Here is a 24,977-nt window from a genome sequence, read left to right as displayed (position 1 = left end):
GTACCGGGTTTGACCAGGCACAATTCATTCCGTCCCCCTCAAGGAGAGAACCAGCATGATCCAGAACGACATGAGTCGGCGTCGCCTGCTCGGCCTCGGTCTCGGACTCGGTGCCGCTGCCTCGCTGACCCTCGCCGGCTGCGGCGGCGACGGTGACAGCAGCTCCGGTCCGGCCGCCGGCAACGGCGGCAAGGAGTACACCGGCCCCAAGGTCGACCTGAAGCTGTGGAACGGCTTCACCGGCGGCGACGGCGACATCTTCAAGGCGCTGGTGAACCAGTTCAACACCGAGCACAAGAACATCGCCGTGTCGGTGGCCACGTACCAGTGGGAGGACTACTACAACAAGCTCCCCGGCGCGGCCTCCAGCGGCAACGGCCCGGACATCGCGGTCATGCACATGGACCAGCTCGCCACCTTCGCCGCCCGTGGCGTGATCACCGAGCTGGACGACGTGGCCAAGAACCTGGAGCTCGCCGAGGGCGACTTCGCCCCCACGGTGTGGAAGGGCGGGCTCTACAACAACAAGCGGTACGGCATCCCGCTGGACATGCACCCGCTGGGCTTCTACTACAACAAGACCGTCATGCAGAAGGCCGGCCTGGACCCGAACAAGCCGCCGACGACCAAGGACGAGTACGTCGCAGCGCTGGCCGAGCTGAAGAAGGCCGGCGTGCAGGGCTTCTGGGTCAGCCCGTTCCAGTTCACCGGCGGCATGACCTTCTACTCGCTGCTCAACCAGTGGGGCGCCACGCTCTTCGACGCCGACGTGGCCAAGGCCACCTTCAACTCCGACCCGGCCGTCGAGGCCTGCACCTGGCTGGTCGACATGATCAGGCAGGGCTACTCGCCAGCCAACGTCGGCCAGGACGCCGACTACCTGGCGTTCAAGAGCGGCAAGAACGCCTTCACCTGGAACGGCATCTGGCAGATCAACGATCTGAAGAAGAGCCCGGAGGTGCAGTGGGGTGTCGCCCCGCTGCCCCAGATCGGCAGCAAGCCTGCGGCCTGGGCCAACTCGCACAACTTCACGATCGTGAAGCAGCGGGCCAACGACGCCAACAAGGTCTCCGGCTCGAAGGTCTTCATCAACTGGCTGAGCGAGCACTCGCTGGACTGGGCGAAGGGCGGCCAGGTGCCGGCCCGTAAGGCGGTCCGCGAGGGCGCCGAGTTCAAGGCGCTGCCGGAGATCTCGTCGCTCGCCCCCGAGCTGGAGTACGCGGCCTTCCCGCCGGCGGCCCCGGGCCTGGGCGAGGTCATGACGACCTTCTACAACTCGTTCAACGAGGCCGCGCTGGGCAAGAAGTCGCCCAAGCAGGCGCTGGACGACGGGGTCGCGAAGGCCAACAGGCAGCTCGAGGACAACCGCAAGAAGTACGGGAGCTGATAGCTCGTGGCGGACGTGATCGAGGTCGGGGCGGCGCGCGGTGACGCGCCGCCCCCGGCGGCCAACGCAGCCCGCCGGGGCGCCTCGGCGGGCCGGACCGGACGGGCGACGCCATATCTGTTCCTCGCCCCCTACCTGGTCCTGTTCGGGGTCTTCGGCCTGCTGCCGATCGTCCTCGGCCTCTGGCTCAGCGTGCACCAGTGGGACTTCCAGCTGCCCAACCGGCCGTTCATCGGGTTGGACAACTACAAGGACCTGTTCTCCAGCGACTCCGCCATCTACGGCGACTGGTGGGAGAGCGTCCGGGCCACCGCGATCTTCACGGTGCTGTCGGTGCCGCTGCTGGTGGTCGTACCGCTCGGGCTGGCGCTGCTGCTGAACCGTTCCTTCCCGGGTCGGACCTTCTTCCGGGCGATCTACTTCGCGCCGTACGTGCTGGGTGTGGCGGTGGTCGGCCTGCTCTGGCGGTTCCTGCTCGATGCCAACCTGGGCCTGGTCAACCGGCTCGCCGGCGCCGTCGGGCTGCCCGCGGACACCCCCTGGGTTACCAACATGCCGTGGGCGTGGATCTCGCTGGTTGGTGTCACGGTCTGGTGGACCTCCGGCTTCAACGCGGTGATCTACCTGGCCGGTCTGCAGGACATCTCGCCGGAGCTGTACGAGGCTGCCCGAATGGACGGCGCCAGCGCCTGGCAGCGGTTCCGCAACGTCACCCTGCCCGGGTTGCGCCCGGTGCTGCTCTTCGTGATCACCACGACCGTGCTCGCCTCGGCGAACATGTTCGGCCAGTCGTTCCTGATCACCCAGGGGGCGCCCGGCACGGAGACCCGGACGGTGGTCTGGTTCATCGTCGAGGAGGGCCTGCGGGACAACGACGCCGGCCGCGCGGCCGCGATGAGCATCGTGTTCGCCCTGATGCTGGCGGTCGTGAGCATCGCCAACTTCCGCCTCTTCCGCTACAAGGAAGACTGAGGGGACCGCCATGACGACGCCCACGCGGACCAGCCGCGGTTCCGCGGCCGCGAGCCGGATCGTGCTCTACGCCACCCTCGTGGCGCTGGCCCTGATCTTCCTGACCCCGCTGGTGTGGATGGTCATCACCTCTCTGAAGACCTACACCGCCGCCCAGCAGATCCCGCCGAGCTGGCTACCGAATCCGCTCGCCGGCTACGGCTACGAGCAGATCTTGAACAACACGGCCAACCCGGTCCTGCGCTGGTTCCTCAACAGCATGCTGGTCGCCACGCTGCACTCGCTGCTGGTGCTGGTGACCGCCTCGATGGCCGCGTACTCGCTGGCACGGCTGCGGTTCCGGGGGCGCGGGGTGACCTTCGCGCTGATCGTCGGGACGCTGTTCATCCCGCCGACGTCGCTGCTCATCCCGAACTTCCTGATCGTCGACCAGCTCAACTGGATCGACACCCTCGCCGTGGTGGTGGTGCCGGGCGCGGCCAGCGCGTTCGGGGTGTTCTTCCTGCGGCAGTTCTTCCTCTCGCTCCCCAACGAGCTGGAGGAGGCCGCCACGCTGGACGGCGCCAACCAGTGGCAGATCTTCTTCCGGGTGGTGCTGCCGTTGTCCAAGCCGGCGCTGGCCACCCTGGCCGTCCTGTCGTTCCTCACCAACTGGAACGACTTCCTCTGGCCGATCTTCGTGCTGTTCAGCCCGGAGAAGCTCACCCTGCCGCCGGGCCTGGGCCTGCTCCAGGGGTCGTACGTCACCGACTATCCGGTGATCATGGCGGGTGCGGTGCTGGCCAGCCTGCCGGTGCTGATCCTCTTCGTGCTGGCCCAGCGGCACATCATCCAGGGCGTCTCCCGCAGCGGTCTGAAGGGATGACCCGGGCAACCACCCGGCGACGCGGCGCGGCGGCGATCACCCTCGCCGCCGCGCTGCTCGTCACGGGCTGTTCCGACGGCGACGAATCCATCGACAACAGCAACGGAGGCGGCTCCAGGATGTTCACCAACCCCGTCATCAGCACGGACGCTCCGGACCCGCAGGCGATCCAGGTGGGCGACACCTGGTACCTGTTCCACACCAACTCCGGAGGCCGCAACGTCCCGGTGCTGACCTCCACGGACCTGGTCGACTGGACCGAAGCCGGGGACGCCCTGCCGGCCCTGCCGGACTGGGCGGACGCCGGCAAGACCTGGGCGCCGGAGGCGATCCAGCTGGCACCGGAGAAGTTCCTGCTCTACTACACCGTCGCCGGTCGGGAGTCCGGGCGGCAGTGCGTCGGGCGGGCGGTGGCCAGCGCGCCGCAGGGCCCGTACCGGGACGACTCGGCCGGCCCGCTGATCTGCCAGGCGGAGCTGGGCGGAGCGATCGACGCCAGCCCGTTCCGGGACACCGACGGCAGCCTCTGGCTGCTGTGGAAGAACGACGGCAACGCGATCGGGGTGGACACCTGGTTGTGGTCGCAGCGCCTCGCCGAGGACGGCCTGACGCTGGTCGGTGAGCCGACGAAGCTGCTCAAGCAGACCGAGCCGTGGGAGGGCACCCTGATCGAGGGGCCGTTCTTCCAGCGCCAGGACGGTCGGCTGCTGCTCTTCTTCGCCGCGAACGCCTACGACCGGGCCGAGTACGCCGAGGGCTACGCAATCTGCGAGAGCCCGACCGGTCCGTGCGTGAAGGCCGCCGAGAACCCGATCCTGAAGACCAGCGAAGCCGCCTCCGGCCCCGGGCACGCCTCGATGGTGGTCAAGGACGGTCGGACCTGGCTGCTGTACCACGCCTGGCCGCCTGGCCAGGAGGGCAGCGTCGACCCCGGCCGCCAGACCTGGCTGGACGAGGTGACCTGGGTCGACGGCAAGCCGGTCCTCAAGGGCCCGACGGGCGAACCCCAGCCCCGTCCCTGACACGTACGCGAGGAGGGGCCCCTCGCGATCGCGAGGGGCCCCTGCGCACGTTCGGGCTCAGCTGTCGGCGGCCGGCTCGCGGGGGGCCGGGGCGACGGCGGGCTCGTGCCGGGCCAGCCGGTTGCGGCGGTAGCCGTAGCCGAAGTAGATCAGCCCGCCGAGCAGCATCCAGGCCAGGAACCGCAGCCAGGTCTCCACCGACAGGTTGAGCATCAGGTAGAAGCAGGCCAGCGCGGAGACGATCGGCAGCACCGGGGAGAACGGCACCCGGAACGGCCGTTCCAGGTCCGGACGCTTGCGGCGCAGGATCGGCACCGCGACCGAGACCAGCACGAACGCGCACAGCGCGCCGATGCTGACCAGGTCGGCCAGGGCGGAGAGCGGCAGGAAGCCGGCCAGCAGCGCGACCGTGACCGTCATGATCGCCGAGATCCGGTACGGGGTGCCCCAGCGCGGGTGCACCGCCGCGATCGACGGCGGGACCAGCCCCGGTGCCGATCACGATGCCGATGCCGAAGCCGGTGAGGTCGACCGCGCCGAGCCGCCTCTTCAACCCAGGCCGGCCGTCGTGCTCACTCCTCCCACCGTGCGACCACCACCGTGGCGGCCGGTGACCGGCGTTGCTACCCACCCACGGGAGCTGTCAACCGCGGCAACCATCCTTCACACCGAGTGCGACCTCCGCCACGATGAGCAACGGCGCGGAACGACCCGATGCCCGGCGGGCGAATCGAGCGCGTGCGAACCCTTGCGATAACGACCCGAGTGTGAAAATTTCCTTCCAGCGGCAGATAGCCAGCGGCGAATCTTGCCGGGAGTGCCGCGCTGAACACCCGGGAGCCCCAACGAAGGGACACACCGCATGAAGGCAACTCGGCTCGGAGCCGCCGGGCTGGTCGCAGCCCTGCTCGGCACGCTCGTCACCGCCACCCCCGCGAGCGCCGCGCCCGCCGCGGCCGGCACCGCCACCACCGCCGCCTGCAGCACCGACCCGGCCACCCCGAAGCGGCAGTTCCGGGCGATGTGGATCTCGTCGGTCGTCAACATCGACTGGCCCAGCAAGGCATCTCAGACCGACCCGGACCGGGTCGCCGCCCAGCAGGCCGAGTATCGCGGCCTGCTCGACCTCGCCGAGCGGCTGAACCACAACGCGGTCGTGGTGCAGGTCCGCCCGACCGCCGACGCGCTGTGGCCCTCCCCGTACGAGCCCTGGTCGGAGTACCTGACCGGCGTACGCGGGCAGGACCCGGGCTGGGACCCGCTGGCGTTCCTGGTCGACGAGGCGCACAAGCGCAACCTGGAGTTCCACGCCTGGTTCAACCCGTACCGCGTCTCCATGCCGGCCCCCGGTGGCGCCGGCGCGGACATCAATCTGCTCGCCCCCGGCCACCCGGCCCGGCAGCACCCGGACTGGACCTTCGCCTACCCGCCGGCCGGCGTGGCCGGCAGCCGGCTCTACTACAACCCCGGCATCCCCGAGGTCCGCGAGTTCGTGCAGACCGCGATGATGGACGCGGTCAGCCGGTACGACATCGACGGCGTGCACTTCGACGACTACTTCTACCCCTACCCCAGCGGTACCCACCAGGTGCCGGACGACGCCACCTTCGCGGCGTACAACCGGGGCTTCACCGACCGGGCCGACTGGCGGCGGGACAACATCAACCTGCTGATCCAGGAGATGAACGGCAAGATCAAGGCGGTGAAGCCGTGGGTGAAGTTCGGAGTCAGCCCGTTCGGCATCTGGCGCAACAAGGCCGCCGACCCGCTCGGCTCGGACACCACCGGCAGCCAGTCGTACGACATCATCTCCGCCGACACCCGTAAGTGGGTCAAGCAGGAGTGGATCGACTACGTGGTGCCGCAGCTCTACTGGTACATCGGCCAGTACCCGGCGGCCGACTACGCCCGGCTGGTGCCGTGGTGGGCCGAGACGGTGCGCGGGACCCGCGTCCAGCTCTACATCGGCCAGGCCGACTACAAGAGCGGCGACGCGGCGTACGGGCCGTTCTGGCAGAACCCGCAGGAACTGTCCGACCACCTGACGCTCAACCAGGCGTACCCGGAGGTGCAGGGCAACGTGCACTTCTCCGCCGTACAGGTGCGGGCCAACCGGCTCGGCGCCACCGACATCTACGCCGCCGAGCACTACTCCCGCCCGGCGCTGGTGCCGGCCATGCCGCACCTGCCGTCCAAGCCGCTGCTCTTCCCGGTGGTCACCAAGGCCACCCGGAACGCCGACGGAGTGCGGCTGACCTGGCGTCAGCCCGCCGACGGCGCCGGGCCGTTCGGCACTGCCACCTCGTACGCGATCTACCGGTTCGACGGCACCACGCTGCCCGGTCGGTGCGGCATCGCGGACGCATCGCACCTGGTCGACACCGTCCGCGCCACGGCCGGTGGGGCGCAGTCCTGGGTGGACACGTCGGCCGAGCCCGGCCGGCGGTACACCTACCAGGTGACCGCGCTGGACCGGTCGGCCAACGAGAGCCCGGCGAGCCCGCCGGCCTTCGTTCTGCGCTGACCGTACGGCCCTCGCCGAGTGCCCCGGGTGCCATCGAGCACCCGGGGCATTCGTCTGTTTCAACGTATGTCACCAATAGTTCGCGAGACACATACCGATGAGTTGATCAGTTGATCGACACTGATCGACATCCGGTAACCCGCCGGTAACTTACCGCCCCGCCCGCTCACCCCCGCGGAGGTAACCCGTGTCCCGACGTCTCGCCACCCTGCTCGCCTCGGGCGCGCTCGCGCTGCTCGCCACCCTCGCCGTCGCCTCCCCCGCCGCCGCCGTCACCCCCGCACAGCGACTCTCGGTGCTCTCCAGCTGGACCCAGACCAGCGCGAGCAGCTACAACTCCTGGAACAACGCCCGGGTCAACCGGGCACCCTGGGCCGAGTACAACTTCAACTGGTCCACCGACTACTGCTCGTCGAGCCCCGACAACCCGCTCGGGTTCACCTTCAACCTGGGCTGCTACCGACACGACTTCGGCTACCGCAACTACAAGTCGGTCGGTCAGTTCTCCGCCAACAAGTCCCGGCTGGACAGCGCCTTCTACGAGGACCTCAAGCGGGTCTGCGCCACGTACAACGCGGTCGTCCGGCCCGCCTGCTACAGCCTGGCCTGGACCTACTACCAGGCGGTCAGCATCTTCGGTTCGGTGGCGGCCGTGCAGCAGGCCGACATCGACCGTGCCGCCCGGATGAAGGCCGACGCCGAGCGCCGCGCCGCCGCCCGCTAAACCCACCCACCCCACCCCGCCTCCTGGCCGCGTTGATCAAGAGGTTTCGGTCATCGGAAGCCCGCTTCCTGACGCAAACCTCTTGATCAACAACGCTGGAGGGTGGGGTCAGGCGCGTTCGGTCCGCGTGGCCGGGTGCCGGTCGGGTTCGGCGGGACGACGCGGCGCCGGCTGGGACAGCCCGGTGCTGAACCGGGTCGAATCCGCCGCCAGGTCCGGATGCTCCACGTCGAGCGCCAGCGCCGCCGCCTCGTCCAACCCCAGCTCGGCGCCCTCTCCGTACGCGTCGTCGAAGGCCGCGTCACCCAGCACCCCACGCAGCTCCGCCTGCTGGTCGTCCCAGTAGCCGCCGTAGATGCCCGGCGTGGACCGCATGCTGGCCCGCGTCGCCTGCGCCGCCCCGAACAGCCGAGCGGCGGTCAACTGGTCCCCGCCGGCCGCGCAGCGCACCGCGATCGCGTTCAGCGTCTCGCACGCCAGGCCGTGGTAGCCGTGGCCCATCCGGGAGCGCAGCGCCACCAGCAGGTGCTCGTGCGCCGCGATCACGTCGCCCCGGGCCAGCGCGACCATACCGAGCAGCATGTCGACCGAGCGCCGGCCCCGCTCCACCGGCCGGGCCGCCTCCACCGGACGGACCGCACCCAGCAGATCCGCCGCCTCCTCCAGCGCGCCCCTCCGCCACAGCAGCTCGGCCAGGCTGAACACCGCGAACAACGCCTCGCCGACCACGTCCTGACCGTGCGCCCAGTCGATGACCTCCCGGCACACCCGCTCCGCCTCGACGCACTGTCCCATGTCGACCAGCGGCGCGGCCCGCCCGGCGAGCACCCGGGCCAGCAGACCGGCGTCACCGGCCTGCCGGGCGGCCGCCTCCGCCCGCTGGGAGAAGCGCAGCTCCTCGGCGAACTCGCCGTCCCCGCCGGCGTGCAGCGAGTGCATGTGGTACGCCGCCGCCAGCTCGGCCTCCGGGATCTGCTCTCCGGTCTCGGCGATCCGCCCGTACAGCCGGAACAGCCAGAGCCGCCCCTCCCGGGCCAGCCCACGCTCACGCCACCACTGGTCCAGGCCGCCGGCCAGGCGGAGGCCGGCGCGCGCGCTGCCGCCGGTGGTGCACCAGCGCAACGCGGCCCGAAGCTCCCCGGCCAGCGGGTCGAGGGCGTAGAGCGACAGCGTCACCGGCCGACCGTCCGGGCCCAGGTGTGCCCGCTCCAGCGCGTGCGCCGACCAGGCCACGTGCCGGTCCCGGGCGGCCTGCTCCTCGCCCGCCTCGGCCAGCCGCCGCGCGGCGTACGCCCGGATCGGGTCGAGCATCCGGTACGTGCTGCCGGCGGCACGCGGCTCGGCCAGCACCATCGACTTGTCCACCAGCACCGAGAGCGGATCCAACGGGTCGTCGCCCAGCAGCCACTCCACCGTCGCCAGGTCCACCGGCCCGGCGAAGACCGCCAGCCAGCGCAGCAGCCGGGCGGCCCGCGGCCCCAACGTGCGGTACGACCAGGTGACGGTGGCCTGCATGGTCAGGTGCCGCTTGGTGGCCGAGCGCTGCACCGCCCTGCTCGCCGGGGTGGGCGGCGACGCGCCGGCCGCCGCGGCCACCAGGTCCACGGTGTCCTGCTGGTTCCCCGACCATCCCCGCTCCACCGGCGGCGGCTCCGGGTCCTCCCGGCCGGCGTCCAGCGTGCCGAGCACGTCGTCCAGCCGCTCGGCGAGCTGACCGACGGAGAGCACCCGCAACCGGGCGGCGGCCAGCTCGATGGCCAGCGGCAGACCGTCCAGCCGCTGCACCACCCGGCCCAGATCGGCCGACTCGGCCGGATCCGGCTGCCGCCCACCGCGTGCGGCCGCCGTACGGTCCAGCAACAGCGCCACCGCGTCGCTCTCCGCGCCCTCCGCGCTCGGATCGACCGAGAGCGGCGGGATCCGCCAGACCACTTCGCCGGGCAGGCTGAACGACTCGCGGCTGGTGGCCAGCACCCGCACACCGCCCCCGCCGGAGAGCAGGCGGGAAATGACTTCCGCGCAGGCGGCCGGCTGCGTGTCGCAGGTGTCCAGCACGACCAGCATCCGACGGCCGGCCGCGTACTCGACAAGGGTGTCCAGTATCGGCCGGCCCGGCTCGGGTCGCAGCCCGAGCACCGCGGCGATGGCGAACGCCACCAACCCCGGGTCGGTCACCACGGCGACGTCGACGAACCAGACCCCGTCCGGGTACGCCTCGACCACCCCGCTGGCCAGCTCCACGGCGAGCCGGGTCTTGCCCGCCCCACCCGCGCCCAGCACGGTGACCAGCCGGTGCTCCTCGACCAGCCGGCCCAGCTCGGCCCGCTCGGCCTGCCGGCCGACGAACGAGGTCACCTGGGTCGGCAGGTTGTGCGCCACCGCGTCGGCCGTGCGGGGCCGGGGGAACTGCCGTTCCAGCCCGGGCGCGACCAGCTGGAACAGTCGTTCCCGGTCGTCGAAGCCACGCAGCCGGTGCAGGCCCAGGTCGAGCAGGGTGGCACCGGGTGGCAGCGGTTCCGCCCGGCGGGCGGTGGACGCCGAACAGAGCACCTGCCCGCCGTGCGCGGCGGCGGCCACCCGGGCCGCCCGGTGCACCTCGGGGCTGGCGTACTCCCCGTCGCGCGGCTCGGCGTAACCGGTGTGCAGGCCCATCCGCACCCGCGGCGCCGCTTCCTCCGTGGGCCAGTCGTGGCTGGCCAGCGCGCGCTGGGCGGTCAGGCAGGCGGTCAACGCCGCCGCGGCGTCGTCGAAGGCCAGGAAGAACGAGTCGCCCTCGGTCAGCAGCTCGGCGCCACCGGTGCTGGCCAGCGTCCGGCGTAGCAGCCGTCGGTGTTCGGCGAGCACCGGGCGGTAGTCCGGGCCGAGCAGCTGGGCCAGCCGGGTCGAGCCCTCGATGTCGGTGAACACGAAGGTCACCCAACCGCTCGGGAGCTGGATCCGTGGCGACATGCGTGGAACCTCCGCCCGTGACGTCGGGTTCATGCTGCCTGAGTCCGAGCGGTCACACATCGTGAGAACGGCCGGGCACGTGCCGCCTCAAAGTGCCACTCGGACCCGTTCCCGGCAAGGGCGGCCGACCAGACGGCCGCGAATTGGTTGGATCAGCAGCCGCAGGCACCGCCGCAGCAGCCGCCCCCGGTGGCGGCCGCGGCGCCGCCGCCCGCACCCCGGCCGGTGACCGCGACCGCGGAGAGCAGCTTGACCGTGTCGGTGTGGCCCTGCGGGCAGGTGGCGGGCGCGCCAGCCGACGCCATTGGACGGTTGACCTCGAACGTGTCGCCGCAGGCGCGGCAGCGGAACTCGTACCTGGGCATGGCAACCAGGGTACGGGGACCTGACGTCCAACGGGGTATGGGTGATACTCGACGGGTGGTGGACGGCGAGGACAAAACGCGTGTGCAACCGTTGCGACCGTCCGCGCCGCTGGACGGGCCGCTCGAAGGATCGGGGGCCGCGCCGGATCCGGTGCCACGGGCCGTGCCCCGCCCCCGCCGGCCCTGGCTGAGTGGCAAGGCCCCCGCTGCGCCCAACCCGACGGCCGGAGCCCCGAAGACCGACGCCCCCGATGGAGGCACGAAGGCCGACGCACCCGGTCAAGGGACGAAGACCGACGCCACCGGTGGAGGGACGAACGCCGACGCACCCGCTGACGACCTGACCGCCGCACCCCCGGCCGTCGACTCGGACGCGGTGACCGCGCCGGCCGGGGCGGGCGCCGAGACGCCGGCTGGCGATGCGAAGACCACACCCCTGCCCGCCGCCGAGGCAGACCCGAAGCCGGCCAGTGTGGACGACGTGGCCAGCGCACCGAAGATCGATCCGGGCCGGCGGCGACGGGTGCCGTTCGCGCACGCGCTTCGCCTGCCGCCACGGCAGGCAGCGGCGACCGCTGCCCGGGCGACCCGCGCCTGGGCCCGCCGCCCCAGCGGTCGGCTCACCCTGCCCGGGGTCTTCCTGCTCGCCCTAGTGGCCGCGACCGCCGCGGCGGGCGCGCTGCTCGTCCCGGCGGCCATCCGCGCACCCCGGCCGGTCGCCGTCGACGCCTCCGACACGCCGGCCGCGGCCGTACCGCCCCCGGTGCTGCCGTCCGGAGTTCCCACCGGACCGCTGCCGACCGGGCCCCTTCCCACCGGCGGACTGCCGACCGGCGCGCTGCCGACCGGGCCGGCCGGTGGGCCGGTGACCGGTGGGCGGCCCTCGGACGCCCTGGCCGGCTGGGCGCAGCAGGTCGGCACCAAGGTCGGTGTCCCGCCGGCCGCGATGCAGGCGTACGGCTACGCCGAGCTGGTGCTCGCCCAGACCAACCGCAGCTGCGCGCTGAGCTGGACCACGCTGGCCGCGATCGGCCAGGTCGAATCGGGGCACGGCACGGCCAACGGCGCCCGGTTGGGGCCGGACGGCAAGGCGCTTCCGCAGATCATCGGCCTGCCGCTGGACGGGCGGGACGGGCGCATGCGGATCATCGACACCGATCGTGGGAACCTCGACCAGGACACCTCGTTCGACCGCGCGATCGGGCCGATGCAGTTCATCCCGACCACCTGGCAGGAGATCGGCGCCGACGCCGACAACGACGGCGTCAAGGACCCGCACGATCTGGACGACGCGGCCCTGGCGGCGGGAAACTACCTGTGCAAGAACAACCGCAACCTGAGCATCGCCGCCGACTGGTGGAACGCGATCCTGTCGTACAACGACGTGCGCCGGTACGCCCAGGACGTCTACGACACCGCAAACCGATACGGACGGGCCAGCCGTACGTGAAGTGATCGTCCGCATACATTGGAGAACTGGACACTTCCCCCGGGCAGCTGTTAGCGGCAAGCTAGACAGGTGATGGTGCGCGAGTGGGACCCCAGGACCGCGTCGTCCGCCGAGATCGCGTCGCTGCTGGACACGCTGAACGCGGTTCTGGCGGTCGATCTGCCGCAGGACCCGCCGTGGCGGGAGGACTCCCTGCGGGAATACCTCGCCGAGGTGATGCCCGGTGAGCGGCGGCTCTCCTGGATCGCCCAGGCCGATCCGACCGACCCCGGCGGTCCGGGCGCGGTGCTCGGGCAGGTCCACGTGCTGCTCCTGGGCGACATCGGCGTGCTCGAAGTGCTGGTGCACCCGTCCGTGCGGCGCGCCGGGCTCGGCCGTGACCTGGTGCTGCGCGCTGCCCGCCGGGTCTACCAGGAGGGCTTCCGGTCGATCGGGGTCGAGGTGGTCGGCGACACGCCGGCGGTGGGCTTCTACGAGGCGCTCGGCTTCACCCGGGAGTACGTGGAGACCCGCAGCGTGCTCGACCTCTCCACGGTCGACTGGACCGAGCTGGCCGGAATGGCCACCGGCATCGGCGCGGGCTACCACCTGGAGTTCTTCCCCGGCGGGCCGCCGGACGACCTGATCGAGGCGTACGCGCGGGCCAAGGCGGAGGTGCGCGACGTCGACGACGGCGAGCTGCGCCCCAGCTCCTACGACCCGCAGCGGCTGCGGGACAGCCTGGACACCCTCCACCGGCGGGGCATGAAGCCGTACATCGTGCTCGCTCGGCACGAGCAGAGCGGCGAGGTGGCCGGCCTGACCGAGGTGGTGGTGCCGGCCCAGCACCCGACCCGCGCCGACCAGTACGACACGATCGTCGCCCAGGACCACCGGGGCTACGGCATCGATCGAGCGATCAAGGCCCGGATGCTGCGGGAGCTGCGCTCCGCCGAGCCGGAGCTGGCCGAGGTGCAGACCTGGAACGCCCAGGCCAACGAGGCGATGCTCAAGGTCAACGCGGAGCTGGGTTACCGGCCCGACCGGGACTGGTGCGAATACAGCGTCGACATCGCCGAGCTGGTGCACCGCATCGATCCGCCACGCTGAAAGAATTCACGAAACTGTCCAATGGGGGATGGACGGTGGACAGTCGCGCACCTTAACGTGCGTTGACTCCCATCCACCCATCGTGGAGGCCCTATGCGCCCGCGCCGCACAATCGCCGCGCTCGCGACCGCCACCGTCGCCGTGACCGTCACGGCCCTCGGCGTCGCACCCACCGCGGCAAGCGCCGCACCCACCGACCTGTTCATCTCGGAGTACGTCGAAGGTTCGTCGAACAACAAGGCGATCGAGCTGTTCAACGGCACCGGTGGTGCCGTCGACCTCACGACCGGCGGCTACCAGCTCCAGCTCTTCTTCAACGGCTCCGCCACGGCCACCAACATCGCGCTGACCGGGACGGTGGCCGCTGGCGACGCGTTCGTGTTCGCCAGCGCCTCGGCCGGGTCCGCCATCCTCGCCCAGGCCGACCAGACGACCGGGGCGAGCCTGTTCAACGGTGACGACGCGATCGTGCTGCGCCGGGGCACCACGGTGCTCGACTCGATCGGCCAGGTGGGTGTCGACCCGGGCACCGAGTGGGGCACCGGCGTCACCAGCACGGCCGACAACACCCTGCGTCGGCTGCCCGCCGTGACCGCCGGTGACACCGACCCGTCGGACGCGTTCGATCCCGCCGCGCAGTGGGCCGGCTTCCCGGTCGACACCTTCGACGGGCTCGGCACGCACACCGTGGACGGTGGTGGCCCGGTCGACGCGCCGGCCACGCTGACCTGCGGCGGGCCGCTGGTCACCGCTGCCGGCACGGCGGCTACCCGTGAGGTCACCGCCACCGACCCCGATGACACCGTCGTCGACCTGGCGGTGAGCGCGGTCAGCCCGACCCCGGCCACCGGCTCGATCACCCGCACCGCGCTGACCCCGGCCGAAGGGCTGGGTGGCACCGCCCGCGCCACGGTCAGCGCGAGCGCCGACCTCGCCGCCGGGGCGTACACCGTCACGGTGACCGCGACCGACGCGGGCGGCGGCACCGCCAGCTGCGCTCTGGTCGTGCAGGTGACCCGGGAGCTCACCGTCGGCGAGGTGCAGGGCCCGACCACCGACGCCGAGTCCGGCCCGACCGACCGGTCGCCGCTCGCACCGGCGAGCGGCAACGGCACGAGCAGCACTTTGTACGACGTACGTGGGGTGATCACCCAGTTGACCCTGGCCCGCACCTCGGCCGGGGCGGAACAGCACGGGTTCTTCCTGCAGAGCCGCACCGGCGACACCGACGGCGACCCGACCAGCTCCGACGGCATCTTCGTGTTCATGGGCACGTTCACCTCGTTGATCGGTGGCTACGTGCCGACGGTCGGCGACGAGGTGGTGCTCCGGGCCCGGGTGTCCGAGTATTTCAACTTCACTCAGCTCTCCGGTACCTCGCTGGTCCGCCGGATCGCCACCGGCCTGGACGTGGCCACGGCGGTCGCGGTGACGGACGCGGCCCCGCCAGCTGAGCTGACCGACGCGCAGCGCTTCTGGGAGCGGCACGAGGGCGCCCGGCTGCGGGTACGCGCGGGCAGCGGCGCGGTGAGCGGTCGGGACGTCTTCTCCTCCACCGCCGACGCGGAGCTGTGGGTGGTCGACCGGGACGACCCACTGTTGGACCGCGCCGACCCGTACGCCCGGCGGGTGTTCCGGGACTCCCACCCGCTGGACAACGACCCGACCCGTCGCTTCGACGACGGCAACGGCCAGCGGGTGCTGCTCGGCAGCATGGGCGTGAAGGCCACCGCCGGGGTCAGCACCGCGCTGCTCCCGCCGGCGCACACCTTCGACACGCTGCGCGCGGACGCGGTGGGCGGGGTCTACTACTCGTTCGAGAAGTACGGCGTCCAGGTCGAGCGGGCGGAGTTCGACGCCGGGGCCGACCCGTCGAAGAACAACCCGCCGAAGCCGGCCGACCGGTCGCAGGAGGTGGCGGTCGCCACCTACAACGTGGAGAACCTTTACGACCACCGGGACGACCCGTTCGACGGCTGCGACTTCACCGGCAACGCCGGCTGCCCGGGCGTCAACCCGCCGTTCGACTACGTGCCGAGCGGTGAGGCGGACTACCGCGAGCACCTCACCGCGCTCGCCGACCAGATCGTCAAGGACCTGCACGCGCCGGACCTGATCCTGGTGCAGGAGGCCGAGGACCAGGACATCTGCACGGTGTCCGGGGCCGCGCTGGCCTGCGGCGACACGAACAACGCCGACGGCGCCCCGGACACCATCCAGGAGCTGGCGCTCGCGGTGGCGGCGGCCGGCGGTCCGGCGTACGCCGCTGCCTACGACCGGACCGGCGCGGACGCCCGCGGCATCACGGCCGCCTTCCTGTACCGCACCGACCGGCTGTCGTTGGCTGCCGCGACGGCGACCGACCCGCTGCTGGGTTCGGCGCCGACCGTCCAGTACCGCGCCCCGGGGCTGCCGGCCAACGCCGACGTGCAGAACCCGAAGGCGCTCAACGCGGTGCTGCCGGCCGACGTGGACACCTCGACGGGCCGGGACGGGAACAACGTCTTCACCCGGGCTCCCCAGTTGGGCAGGTTCAGCGTGGCCGCGACGCCGGGCTCGGCGGAGCGGTTCACCCTGTACGCGCTCAGCAACCACTTCTCCTCCGGCCCGGACAGCCGGGTCGGGCAGCGTCGGGAGCAGGCGGCGTACGGCGCGGCGATCGTGACCGCGATCGAGGCCGCCGACCAGAACGCCCGGGTGGTCTACGGCGGGGACCTGAACGTCTTCCCCCGCCCGGATGATCCCATCGCGACGGGCAGCCAGCCTACCCCGTCGGACCAGCTCGCCCCGCTCTACGAGGCGGGCCTGCACAACCTGTGGGACAACCTGGTCGCGGACACCCCGTCGGCCGCGTACTCGTACAGCTTCGAGGGGCAGGCGCAGACGCTCGACCACCTGTTCGTCAACGACGCGCTCTACGGTGACCTGGTGCAGGTGCGGGCAGCGCACGTCAACGCGGACTGGCCCGCGGAGTTCAGCGGCGACGGGTCGCGGGGCTCCAGCGACCACGACCCGCAGGTGGCCCGGTTCCGCTCCCGGGCGTCGCTGACCGTCGCCGACACAACGGTGGTCGAGGGCGACAAGGGCACCCGGCAGCTCACCTTCACCGCCACCGTGTCCCGGCCGTTGTCCCAGCCGGTGCTGCTCTGCGCCGCCACCCTCGGCGGCACGGCGCAGGCCGGTTCGGACTTCGACCCGTACGTCGGCTGCCGGACCCTGGCCGCTGGGCAGACCTCGCTGGCCTTGCCGGTGACCGTGCGCGGTGACCGGAAGCGGGAGGCGGACGAGAGGCTCACGCTGCTGGTGGCCGGCGTGCCCGGCCTGCGGCTGGCCGACCCGGCGGCGACCGGCACCATCACGAACGACGACTGACCCGTTTCTGCTCGTTCGCTGGTCCGAGCGGGCCGTCGTCCAGGTTTGCGCCGGACGACGGCCCGCTCGCTCGTTCCCGGCGTCAGCGGTCAGTAGTAGTCGTGGATGGCCGGCGGGGGTGGCAGATGACGGTGTTGCGCGACCCGTACCTCCCACTGGCTGCGTCGTCGCCGCGCCTCCCGATCCGCCGAGGAGCGGTGATAGGTCTCCGGCGGCCGGGCCAGCCCGTAGATGTCCGCCCACCACTCCCCCGGCTCCGGGTCGAGGATGGTGTCCAGATGTGAGGGGTAGCGGCGACCGGCGCCGTCGTGAATGTCCTCCCGGTCGGCCATCGGCAGAATCACCCGGCCGTTCTGGTCGACCACGGCGATGTAGAGCCCGGCCGCTGCGAGGAGGCGCTCCAGCACGGCCAGGCTGGGGGTCAGGCTGCCCGCTTCGACCCGCCCCACCGTCGAGGGCGAAACTTTGGCGAAGCGAGCCATCTGGTGCTGGCTCAGCCGGACGATCCGACGTGCCCGGCGAACCAGACCGGCAATGGGAAATTGACCGACGGTGGGACCGGTGGGAGAAGGAGGATCGAGTGCCGACGCCATTCGGCCACCGTCCCCGGTAGTGCCACCCGAGCTCAATCCCTGTGGATAAACCTGTGGACACCCGGCGGGGGCGGGGGCCGAGGCGGAGGCGGGGGCGGAGGCGGGGGCGGAGGCGGAGGCGGGGGCGTGGTTGGCGCCCTTTGCTCTGCTTCAACGGACGCAACAGCCGGACCCGAAAAGTGTTGCGCCCGTTGAAGCAGAGCAAAGGGGGGTCGGGGGGGCGCGATGGGGGCGCGCGAGAGGCCCGCTACCGGCCGCTCAGTAGCGCTCGCGGAGCAGTCCGGCGGCCTCGACAGCCCAGTAGGTGAGGATGATCTGCGCGCCGGCCCGCTTGATCGAGGTGAGCGTCTCCAGCATCACCCGCTCGCGGTCGATCCAGCCGTTCGCGGCGGCCGCCTCGACCATCGCGTACTCACCGGAGACCTGGTAGGCGGCGACCGGAACGTCCACCGCGGCCCGCACCGCCGACACCACGTCGAGGTAGGGCAGCGCCGGCTTGACCATCACCAGGTCGGCGCCCTCGGCGACGTCCAGCGCCACCTCGCGCAGCGACTCGCGCAGGTTGGCCGGGTCCTGCTGGTAGGAGCGCCGGTCGCCCTCCAGCGCCGACTCCACCGCGTCCCGGAACGGGCCGTAGAAGGCCGAGGCGTACTTCACGGCGTACGCCAGCACGGTCACGTCCTGGTGCCCGGCGGCGTCGAGCGCCCGGCGCACGACGCCGACCTGGCCGTCCATCATCCCGGACGGCCCGACCATGTGGACCCCGGCGGCGGCCTGGGCCACCGCCATCTCGGCGTACGCCTCCAGGGTCGCGTCGTTGTCCACCTCGCCGCCCGGGGTGAGCAGGCCGCAGTGCCCGTGCGAGGTGAACTCGTCCAGGCACAGGTCGCTCATCACCACCGTGGCGTCGCCGACCTCGGCCACCACGTCGCGGATGGCGACGTTCAGGATGCCGTCCGGGTCGATGCCACCGGACCCGGTCGGGTCACGATGCTCCGGCACACCGAAGAGCATGATCCCGCCGACACCGGCCTGGACCGCCTCGACCGCCGCCTTGCGCAGCGAGTCCCGGGAGTGCTGGAGCACCCCCGGGAGCGACGCGATGGCGCGGGGCTCGGTCAGCCCCTCCTTGACGAACATCGGCACGACCAGCTCGGCCGGGTCGACCCGCGTCTCGGAGACCAGCCGGCGGATCGCCGGGGTGCGGCGCAGCCGGCGGGGCCGGATCTCGGGGTACGACATGGGAGCCCCTCCTGAAGACGACTACCGGAAGCGCAGGGCGGTCGGCCCCTGCACCTTCGAGCCGCGACGCTGCTTCGCCGGCATGGCGGCGAGCTTCTCGCGCAGCTCGACGGCGTAGGCGGCGAGCGCCTCCACCAGGTCGGGCACCGAGGCGTGCGGCGGCTGGACGTCGACCCGCAGGCCGAACTCCGTCGCGGTCTCCGCCGTCTTGGGCCCGATGACGGCAACAACGGTACGCGCGTGCGGCTTCCCCGCGATGCCGACCAGGTTCCGCACGGTGGAGGACGAGGTGAAGAGCACCGCGTCGAACCCGCCCGACTTGATCGCGTCCCGGATCTCGGCGGGCGGCGGCGCGGCCCGGACCGTCCGGTACGCGGTCACGTCGTCGACCTCCCAGCCACGCTCGGTGAGCCCGGCGGCAAGCGTCTCGGTGGCGATGTCGGCGCGCGGCAGCAGCACCCGGCCCACCGGGTCGAGGATCTCGTCGTGCGGCGAGAACTCGGCCAGCAGCCCGTCGGAGGACTGTTCCCCGGCGGGGATCAACTCCGGCTGGATGCCGAACGCGCGGACCGCGTCCGCCGTCGCCTCACCGATGCAGGCAATCTTGACGCCACCGAAGTGCCGGGCGTCCAGGCCGTGCTCGGCGAACTTCTCCCAGACCGCGCGGACCGCGTTCACCGAGGTGAAGATGACCCAGGCGTACCGGCCGTCGACCAGGCCCTTGACCGCCCGCTCCATCTGCGCCGGGGTACGCGGCGGCTCGACCGCAATGGTCGGCACCTCGCACGGGATCGCCCCGTACGCGCGCAGCCGGGCGCTCATCACGCCGGCCTGCTCCTTGGTCCGCGGCACCAGCACCTTCCAGCCGTACAGCGGGCGGTTCTCCCACCAGCTCAGCTTGTCCCGCTGGCCCACAGCGGCGCCGACGGTGAGCACCACCCGGCCGGTGAAGCCGAGCGCGGCGGCCACGAAGCTGTCGACGGTCGACGTGGTCGTGTACTGGGTCTCGCCGGTGCCGTCGCCGGTCACCCCGACGCCGGTGGTGCCGTCGACCCCGGCGGCCAGCAGCCCGTCCCGGACGGCGGCGAGGTCACCGGCGTCCACCGCGACGGCGAGCGAGCCCCGGCCGACGGCTGCGGCCAGCGCCTCGAAGTCCAGAGCGCTGACGTCCTCGACGTCGGCGGCGGTACGCACACCCGGCAACGGGACCCCCGCGTAGGTGGCCACGCCCTCGGCCTGACCGACCCCGGGCACCACCTCGAAGTGAGCGGCGGTGCGGGCCACCGCCTGCACCTCCTTGACCACCGAGTCGTGGCCGAACGGGTCGCCGGCGACCAGGTGCACCGCGTTCAGCCCGGACCGGGCCGCGGAGATCAGCACCTTCGCCACGTCCCCCGGCGCGCCTTCGGCCGGGGTGAATTCGGCGTCGTCCCTGGCCTCGGCGCGTACGACGGCGAGCAACGACTCCGGGACTCCCCGGTCGTAGATCACCTGGTCGGCGTCGACCAGGGCGTCGTGCGCCCGACGGGTCAGCAGGCCCGGGTCGCCGGGGCCAGCCCCGACGAACGCGATACGGCCGACGGGCTTACGGGTGCGGGTCATTCTGTGCTCCCAAATTGCTGGGTCCCCGAGCCGGTGTTTCCTTCCTGGCCGAGGATCGAGTCGGCGCCGAGGTCGAGGAGTTCGGCGGCGAGTGCCTTACCGATCTCCGCCGCGTCGGCGGGCGTTCCGGTGCGGGACAGCCGGAGGTCACGAGTGCCGTCCGGGCTGATCACCGCCCCGCGCAGGTAGATCTCATCGCCGGCGTCACCTTCGGCGAGTTCCGCATAGGCGGCGACGGGTGCGCTGCACCCGGCCTCCAGGGTGGCCAGCAACGCGCGCTCCGCGGTGACGGCGGCGTGCGACGGTGCGTGGTCGAGCACGGCGAGCAGCTCGACCAGGTCCTGGTCGTCGACCCGGCACTCCACGGCCAGCGCACCCTGGGCGGGCGCGGGCAGCATCAGCATCGGGTCCAGCGTCTCGGTGATCACGTCGGCCCGGCCGAGTCGGGCCAGCCCGGCCCGGGCCAGCACGACGGCGTCGAGGTCGGCCTCGGGGCCGAGCACCCGCGCCAGGCGGGTGTCCACGTTGCCCCGGATCGGGGTGACCTCCAGCTGCAGGCCGAGCGCGTGCAGCTGGGCGATCCGGCGCAGCGCGCCGGTGCCCACGGTGGCCCCGGGCGGCAGCTCGGTGAGCGTCCGGGCGTCCCGGGCGATCAACGCGTCGCGTGGGTCCTGCCGGGCCGGCACCGCGGCGATGTGCAGCCCGCCGGCGGCGGCCGTGGGCAGATCCTTGTAGGAGTGCACCGCGAAGTCGATGGTCCGGGCGGCCAGCGCGTCGCGCAGCGCGGAGACGAACACCCCGACGCCGAGCCGGTGCACCGGCGCGCTGGAGCGGTCGCCGGCGGTGATCACCTCGACCAGCTCCACCGGGCGGCCGGTGGCGGCGGTCAACGCCTCGGCGACCTGACCGGACTGGGCCATGGCCAGGGCGCTGCCCCGGGTGCCGAGGCGTAGGGGGGTGGTCATCGCGCACCTCCGGTGGGCGGGGTCGGGTCGGTGGCGTCCGCGCCGAGCACCGGGTCGATGGCGCTGAACGCCGCGCCGAGGTCGGGTGCCACCACGTCGGGAACGGTGTCCACCGGCGAGGTCTGCGGCACCTGGAGGTCGAACAGCTCGCGCAGCAGGGCTGCGTACTGGTCGCCGCCGGGCTCCGCGGCCAACTGGCGGACCTTGACGGTGGGCTGGTGCAGCAGCCGCTGCACCACGCGGTGCACCGTGCGGGCCACCTCGGCCCGCAGGTCGTCACCGAGGTCGGGGCGGCGCTGGGCCAGCCGGCGCAGCTCGGCGGTGACCACGTCGTCGGCCCGGCCGCGCAGCGCGGCCACGGTGGGCGCCACGTCGGCGCCGCGCAGCCAGGACAGGAAGCTCTCCACCTCGCCGAGCACGATCCGCTCGACGGCGGCGGCGTCCGCGGCGGCCGGACCGTCGGCGAGCAGCGCCGCCATCCGGTCGATGTCGATCACCTCGACGCCGGGGAGGTCGACGACGCCCTCCTCGACGTCGCGCGGGACGGCCAGGTCGAGCAGGACCAGTGGGCCCCGGGCCGGGTCCCGCTCGGCCAGCGCCGCGCCGACCACCGTCCGGTTGAGGACCGGTTCGGTGGAGGCGGTGGCGGCCACTACGATGTCCACTGTGGAGAGCGTCTCGGCCAGCTCGGCCATCGGCACGGCGTTCGCCCCGTACGACTCGGCGAGCCGCGCGGCCCGGTCGGCGCCCCGGTTGGTGACGGTGAGCGGCCCGGCGCCCAGCCGGGACAGCGTGGCCACCCCGAGCGAGCCCATCGCGCCGGCCCCGACAACCAGGGCCGGGTGACCGGCGAGGGCACCGTCGAGGTGCCCGGCGGCCAGCTCCAGCGCGGCGGTGACCACGCTCTGGCCGGCCCGGTCGATGCCAGTCTCGGCGTGGGCCCGCTTGCCGACCCGCAGTGCCTGCTGCATCAGCTCGTGCAGCAGGCGGCCGGCCGAGTCCGCGCCGGTGGCCCAGTGGTACGCGTCGCGCAACTGCCCGAGGATCTGCGCCTCGCCGACCACCATCGAGTCCAGCCCGGTGGCGACCCGGAAGACGTGGTCCACGGCGGCGGCGTCGTAGTGCACGTACAGGTGGCTGGCGAGCGCCGCCGGCGAGCTGCCGGCCTGCTCGGCCAGGACGGCGCAGACGTCGCCGAGCCCGCCGTGGAAACCGGACACGGCGGCGTAGACCTCCACCCGGTTGCAGGTGGAGACGAGTACCGCCTCGGCCACGTACGGCTGGGCGACCAGGCGGTCCAGGGTGCGGGTGAGGTCGGCGGGGGGCACGGCCAGCTGCTCCAGCGTGGCGACCGGGGCGGTCCGGTAGGACGCGCCGACGACGAGCAGTTTCACGTGCCGATCGCCTCCTGGGTGTCGGTGGCCGCGAGCCCACCCGGCAGGGCGGTGAGAGCGGACCCGCCGGTGGCGGGAAGCGCGGTCAGTGACGCCTTGCGGTGCTCGTGGAAGGACAGAATCTGCAGCTCGATGGCGAGGTCGACCTTGCGCACGTCAACCCCCTCCGGAACCGAGAGTACGCACGGCGCGAAGTTGAGGATGCTCGTCACGCCGACCGCGACCAGCTGGTCGGCGACCCGCTGGGCGGCGGCGGCCGGGGTGGCGATCACGCCGATCGCGATGGACTCCTCCGCGGCGATCGCCGGAAGCTCGTCGACATGCCGGACCACCAGGCCGTTGATCTCTTCGCCGACCCGGGAGGGGTCGGCGTCGAGCAGTGCGGCGATCCGGAAGCCCCGGCTCGCGAAACCGTCGTAACCGGCCAGAGCGTGACCGAGATTACCCACGCCGACCAGGGCGACCGCCCTGCGCTGGGTGAGCCCGAGCACGTACTCGATCTGCTCGATCAGCAGCGCGACGTCGTAGCCGACGCCCCGGGTGCCGTACGAGCCGAGGTGGGAGAGGTCCTTGCGGAGCTTGGCAGAGTTGACGCCGGCGGCGGCGGACAGGCCCTCGCTGGAGACCGTCTCGTGGCCGACGTCGGCGAGGTTGTGCAGCGCACGCAGGTATTCCGGGAGTCGCGCGACGGTCGCCTCGGGCAGGTCCGGGAGCGCGGGTACGGCACCGGCGCGGCCGGGCGCGCCTGGGTGACGATGCTGACTCATGAGACTCCGTGCGGTGCGATCCTCGGCCAACTCCGCTGGTCGGCCGCTTATGGACTCCCGCTGGCGACCGAGATTGCCGGCTGTGCTAGCAGGGCGCGTCGGAACTAGAGAGTAGGCGCTTGTGAAGACGTGCACAAATCGCGATCTTGTCGCTGCGCGGCGCGACCCCACCAGCGCCTCCGTTCTGCAAGATCGATCCAGCGGCGTCCGCCCGCACCGCCCGCGTAATTATTGCTCATTCCCGACTTCTCTGACCAATCCCGCGCCCAGGTCGGACAGGCGTGCCGGGACAGGTAGGGACAGCACTACGGAGGAGGGGCAGGGCTTCGGGATGGGGTGGCGGACCCGGGCTGCCTAGCCTTTGGGCATGACCGCCGTTGCCGCCACCAGCGACCAGCCGACGCTGGCACCGAGCATCCCCCGCCAGCTCTTCGTCGACTCCGGGTACGTGCTGCTCGGCCTGCCCCTGGCCCTGACCAGCTTCGTCGTCCTCGTGGTGGGCCTCGTGGTCGGCGTCGGGCTGGTGGTCACGGTGATCGGCCTGCCGATCATCAGCGGCACCCTGTACGCCGCCCGCGGGCTCGCCGACATCGAGCGGCTGCGGCTGCCGGCGGTACTCCGTCAGCCCCGGATCCGGCCGCACTACCGGCTGCCGGAGGCGGGAGCGAACGCCTGGCGGCGGATCTTCGTGCCGATGCGGGACGCCCAGTCCTGGCTCGACGTGGCACACGGCGTGCTGCGTCTGATCGTGTCGGTTGTCACGTTCGTGGTGGCGCTGGCCTGGTGGGCCGCCGCGGTCACCGGCTCGCTCTACTGGGCGTACGACTGGACGCTGCCGCGCGGCGACGGCGAGGGCGACCTCGCCCAACTGCTCGGCCTCGGCGACTCGACCACCGCGCGGATCGGGCTGACCACCGCGATCGGGGTGTTCTTCCTGATCACCCTGCCGATCGTGATCCGGGGCTGCGCGCTGCTCCAGGCGAGCTTCGCCCGGGCCATGCTGACCGGGGTGGCCGAGATGCGGGACCGGATCACCGTGCTGGAGGAGCAGAAGCGCGCCGCCGTCTCCGCCGAGGCGTCCGCGCTGCGCCGGCTGGAACGCGACATTCACGACGGCCCCCAGCAGCGCCTGGTCCGGCTTGCGATGGACCTCAGCCGGGCCCGGCAGCAGCTCGCCTCCGACCCGGAGGCGGCCGGCCGGACCATCGACGAGGCGGTCACCCAGACCCGGGACACATTAGCCGAGCTGCGGGCGCTGTCCCGGGGCATCGCCCCACCGATCCTGGTCGACCGGGGCCTGCCCAGCGCCCTGGCCGCGCTCGCCGGCCGGGGGCTGATCCCCATCGAGCTTCAGGTGGACCCGCAGCTCGGCACGCCGGGCGGGCGACTCGACCCGGCGGTGGAGAACACCGCGTACTTCATGGTGGCCGAGGCGTTGACCAACGTCGCCAAACACAGCCGGGCCACCGAAGCCACCGTCGCACTGACCCGGCAGGGCAGCCGTCTCCTGGTCCGGGTGGGCGATGACGGGCAGGGCGGTGCGCACCTGGCCAAGGGGCACGGCCTGGTCGGCATCGCCGACCGGGTGCGGGCCGCCGGCGGCGAACTGGCCGTCGTCAGCCCGACCGGCGGGCCCACCGAGATCCGCGCGGAGCTTCCGCTGTGAGTTGGCGGACACCGCGTCGAGCCCTCCCG

Annotated in this window: 19 protein-coding genes; 10 read left to right on the top strand and 9 right to left on the bottom strand. The window is 72.2% G+C overall.

Features of this window, described 5'->3' with window-relative positions:
• The first annotated feature begins 55 nt into the window (after window positions 1-55).
• The 4 genes from ABZU69_RS08040 to ABZU69_RS08025 are packed head-to-tail and all read left to right on the top strand — an operon-like array spanning window position 56 to window position 4,246.
• Window positions 56-1,387, top strand: a complete 1,332-nt coding sequence (locus tag ABZU69_RS08040) for an ABC transporter substrate-binding protein (RefSeq protein ID WP_354963643.1) — start codon at window positions 56-58, stop codon at window positions 1,385-1,387.
• A 6-nt stretch (window positions 1,388-1,393) separates the two neighbouring features.
• On the top strand, window positions 1,394-2,359 hold the full coding sequence (locus ABZU69_RS08035) for a sugar ABC transporter permease (protein WP_354963642.1): 966 nt from the start codon (window positions 1,394-1,396) through the stop codon (window positions 2,357-2,359).
• Between the two features lie 10 nt (window positions 2,360-2,369).
• Window positions 2,370-3,224, top strand: coding sequence for a carbohydrate ABC transporter permease (locus ABZU69_RS08030; RefSeq protein ID WP_354963641.1), 855 nt, complete (start codon window positions 2,370-2,372; stop codon window positions 3,222-3,224).
• Complete coding sequence (locus ABZU69_RS08025; protein WP_354963640.1) at window positions 3,221-4,246, top strand: glycoside hydrolase family 43 protein; 1,026 nt, start codon at window positions 3,221-3,223, stop codon at window positions 4,244-4,246. Before ABZU69_RS08030 ends, ABZU69_RS08025 begins: the two co-directional genes overlap by 4 nt.
• A 57-nt stretch (window positions 4,247-4,303) precedes the next feature.
• Here ABZU69_RS08025 and ABZU69_RS08020 read toward each other — a convergent pair whose 3' ends face one another.
• Window positions 4,304-4,732 carry an amino acid permease gene (locus ABZU69_RS08020; protein ID WP_354963673.1) on the bottom strand — a complete coding sequence of 143 codons (429 nt, stop codon included), beginning with the start codon at window positions 4,730-4,732 and terminating at the stop codon, window positions 4,304-4,306.
• A gap of 376 nt (window positions 4,733-5,108) precedes the next feature.
• On the opposite strand from ABZU69_RS08020, the gene ABZU69_RS08015 reads away from it, so the two are divergent.
• The gene (locus tag ABZU69_RS08015; RefSeq protein ID WP_354963639.1) at window positions 5,109-6,770 is read left to right on the top strand and encodes a family 10 glycosylhydrolase; all 1,662 of its coding nucleotides are present in this window, start codon (window positions 5,109-5,111) and stop codon (window positions 6,768-6,770) included.
• Between the two features lie 187 nt (window positions 6,771-6,957).
• Window positions 6,958-7,494 (top strand): phospholipase, encoded by a 537-nt coding sequence (locus ABZU69_RS08010; protein WP_354963638.1) that lies wholly within the window; start codon window positions 6,958-6,960, stop codon window positions 7,492-7,494.
• A gap of 108 nt (window positions 7,495-7,602) precedes the next feature.
• Here the strand turns inward: ABZU69_RS08010 and ABZU69_RS08005 are convergent, their stop codons facing one another.
• Together ABZU69_RS08005 and ABZU69_RS08000 are read right to left on the bottom strand one after the other, a co-directional pair.
• The gene (locus ABZU69_RS08005) at window positions 7,603-10,443 is read right to left on the bottom strand and encodes an adenylate/guanylate cyclase domain-containing protein (RefSeq protein ID WP_354963637.1); all 2,841 of its coding nucleotides are present in this window, start codon (window positions 10,441-10,443) and stop codon (window positions 7,603-7,605) included.
• A 152-nt stretch (window positions 10,444-10,595) separates the two neighbouring features.
• Window positions 10,596-10,808, bottom strand: a complete 213-nt coding sequence (locus ABZU69_RS08000) for a zinc ribbon domain-containing protein (RefSeq protein WP_354963636.1) — start codon at window positions 10,806-10,808, stop codon at window positions 10,596-10,598.
• Between the two features lie 55 nt (window positions 10,809-10,863).
• On the opposite strand from ABZU69_RS08000, the gene ABZU69_RS07995 reads away from it, so the two are divergent.
• The 3 genes from ABZU69_RS07995 to ABZU69_RS07985 all read left to right on the top strand — a co-directional run bounded on the left by ABZU69_RS07995 (window position 10,864) and on the right by ABZU69_RS07985 (window position 16,719).
• Complete coding sequence (locus ABZU69_RS07995; protein ID WP_354963635.1) at window positions 10,864-12,258, top strand: lytic murein transglycosylase; 1,395 nt, start codon at window positions 10,864-10,866, stop codon at window positions 12,256-12,258.
• A gap of 72 nt (window positions 12,259-12,330) precedes the next feature.
• Window positions 12,331-13,347 carry a GNAT family N-acetyltransferase gene (locus ABZU69_RS07990; RefSeq protein ID WP_354963672.1) on the top strand — a complete coding sequence of 339 codons (1,017 nt, stop codon included), beginning with the start codon at window positions 12,331-12,333 and terminating at the stop codon, window positions 13,345-13,347.
• A 93-nt stretch (window positions 13,348-13,440) separates the two neighbouring features.
• Window positions 13,441-16,719 carry a lamin tail domain-containing protein gene (locus tag ABZU69_RS07985; protein WP_354963634.1) on the top strand — a complete coding sequence of 1,093 codons (3,279 nt, stop codon included), beginning with the start codon at window positions 13,441-13,443 and terminating at the stop codon, window positions 16,717-16,719.
• Between the two features lie 89 nt (window positions 16,720-16,808).
• Here ABZU69_RS07985 and ABZU69_RS07980 read toward each other — a convergent pair whose 3' ends face one another.
• From ABZU69_RS07980 to ABZU69_RS07955, 6 genes are all read right to left on the bottom strand, one after another.
• Complete coding sequence (locus ABZU69_RS07980) at window positions 16,809-17,312, bottom strand: helix-turn-helix transcriptional regulator (RefSeq protein ID WP_354963633.1); 504 nt, start codon at window positions 17,310-17,312, stop codon at window positions 16,809-16,811.
• A gap of 258 nt (window positions 17,313-17,570) precedes the next feature.
• Window positions 17,571-18,554, bottom strand: coding sequence for a porphobilinogen synthase (hemB, locus tag ABZU69_RS07975; protein ID WP_354963632.1), 984 nt, complete (start codon window positions 18,552-18,554; stop codon window positions 17,571-17,573).
• Between the two features lie 21 nt (window positions 18,555-18,575).
• The gene (locus ABZU69_RS07970; RefSeq protein ID WP_354963631.1) at window positions 18,576-20,156 is read right to left on the bottom strand and encodes a uroporphyrinogen-III synthase; all 1,581 of its coding nucleotides are present in this window, start codon (window positions 20,154-20,156) and stop codon (window positions 18,576-18,578) included.
• Window positions 20,153-21,121, bottom strand: coding sequence for a hydroxymethylbilane synthase (hemC, locus tag ABZU69_RS07965; RefSeq protein WP_354963630.1), 969 nt, complete (start codon window positions 21,119-21,121; stop codon window positions 20,153-20,155). Before hemC ends, ABZU69_RS07970 begins: the two co-directional genes overlap by 4 nt.
• Complete coding sequence (locus ABZU69_RS07960; RefSeq protein ID WP_354963629.1) at window positions 21,118-22,515, bottom strand: glutamyl-tRNA reductase; 1,398 nt, start codon at window positions 22,513-22,515, stop codon at window positions 21,118-21,120. The genes hemC and ABZU69_RS07960 overlap by 4 nt, the downstream gene beginning before the upstream one ends.
• A complete protein-coding gene (locus ABZU69_RS07955; RefSeq protein ID WP_354963628.1) occupies window positions 22,512-23,282 on the bottom strand; it encodes a redox-sensing transcriptional repressor Rex in 771 nt (256 codons plus the stop codon). Before ABZU69_RS07955 ends, ABZU69_RS07960 begins: the two co-directional genes overlap by 4 nt.
• Before the next feature lie 367 nt (window positions 23,283-23,649).
• Here ABZU69_RS07955 and ABZU69_RS07950 point away from each other — a divergent pair, with 367 nt between their 5' ends.
• Window positions 23,650-24,948, top strand: a complete 1,299-nt coding sequence (locus ABZU69_RS07950) for a sensor histidine kinase (RefSeq protein WP_354963627.1) — start codon at window positions 23,650-23,652, stop codon at window positions 24,946-24,948.
• The last annotated feature ends 29 nt before the right edge of the window (window positions 24,949-24,977 follow it).

The sequence above is a fragment of the Micromonospora sp. NPDC005206 genome (genome assembly GCF_040608175.1).
Classification (GTDB): domain Bacteria; phylum Actinomycetota; class Actinomycetes; order Mycobacteriales; family Micromonosporaceae; genus Micromonospora.
Note: the sequence above shows the minus strand (reverse complement) of the source record. Positions and strands in the feature narration are given on the sequence as shown.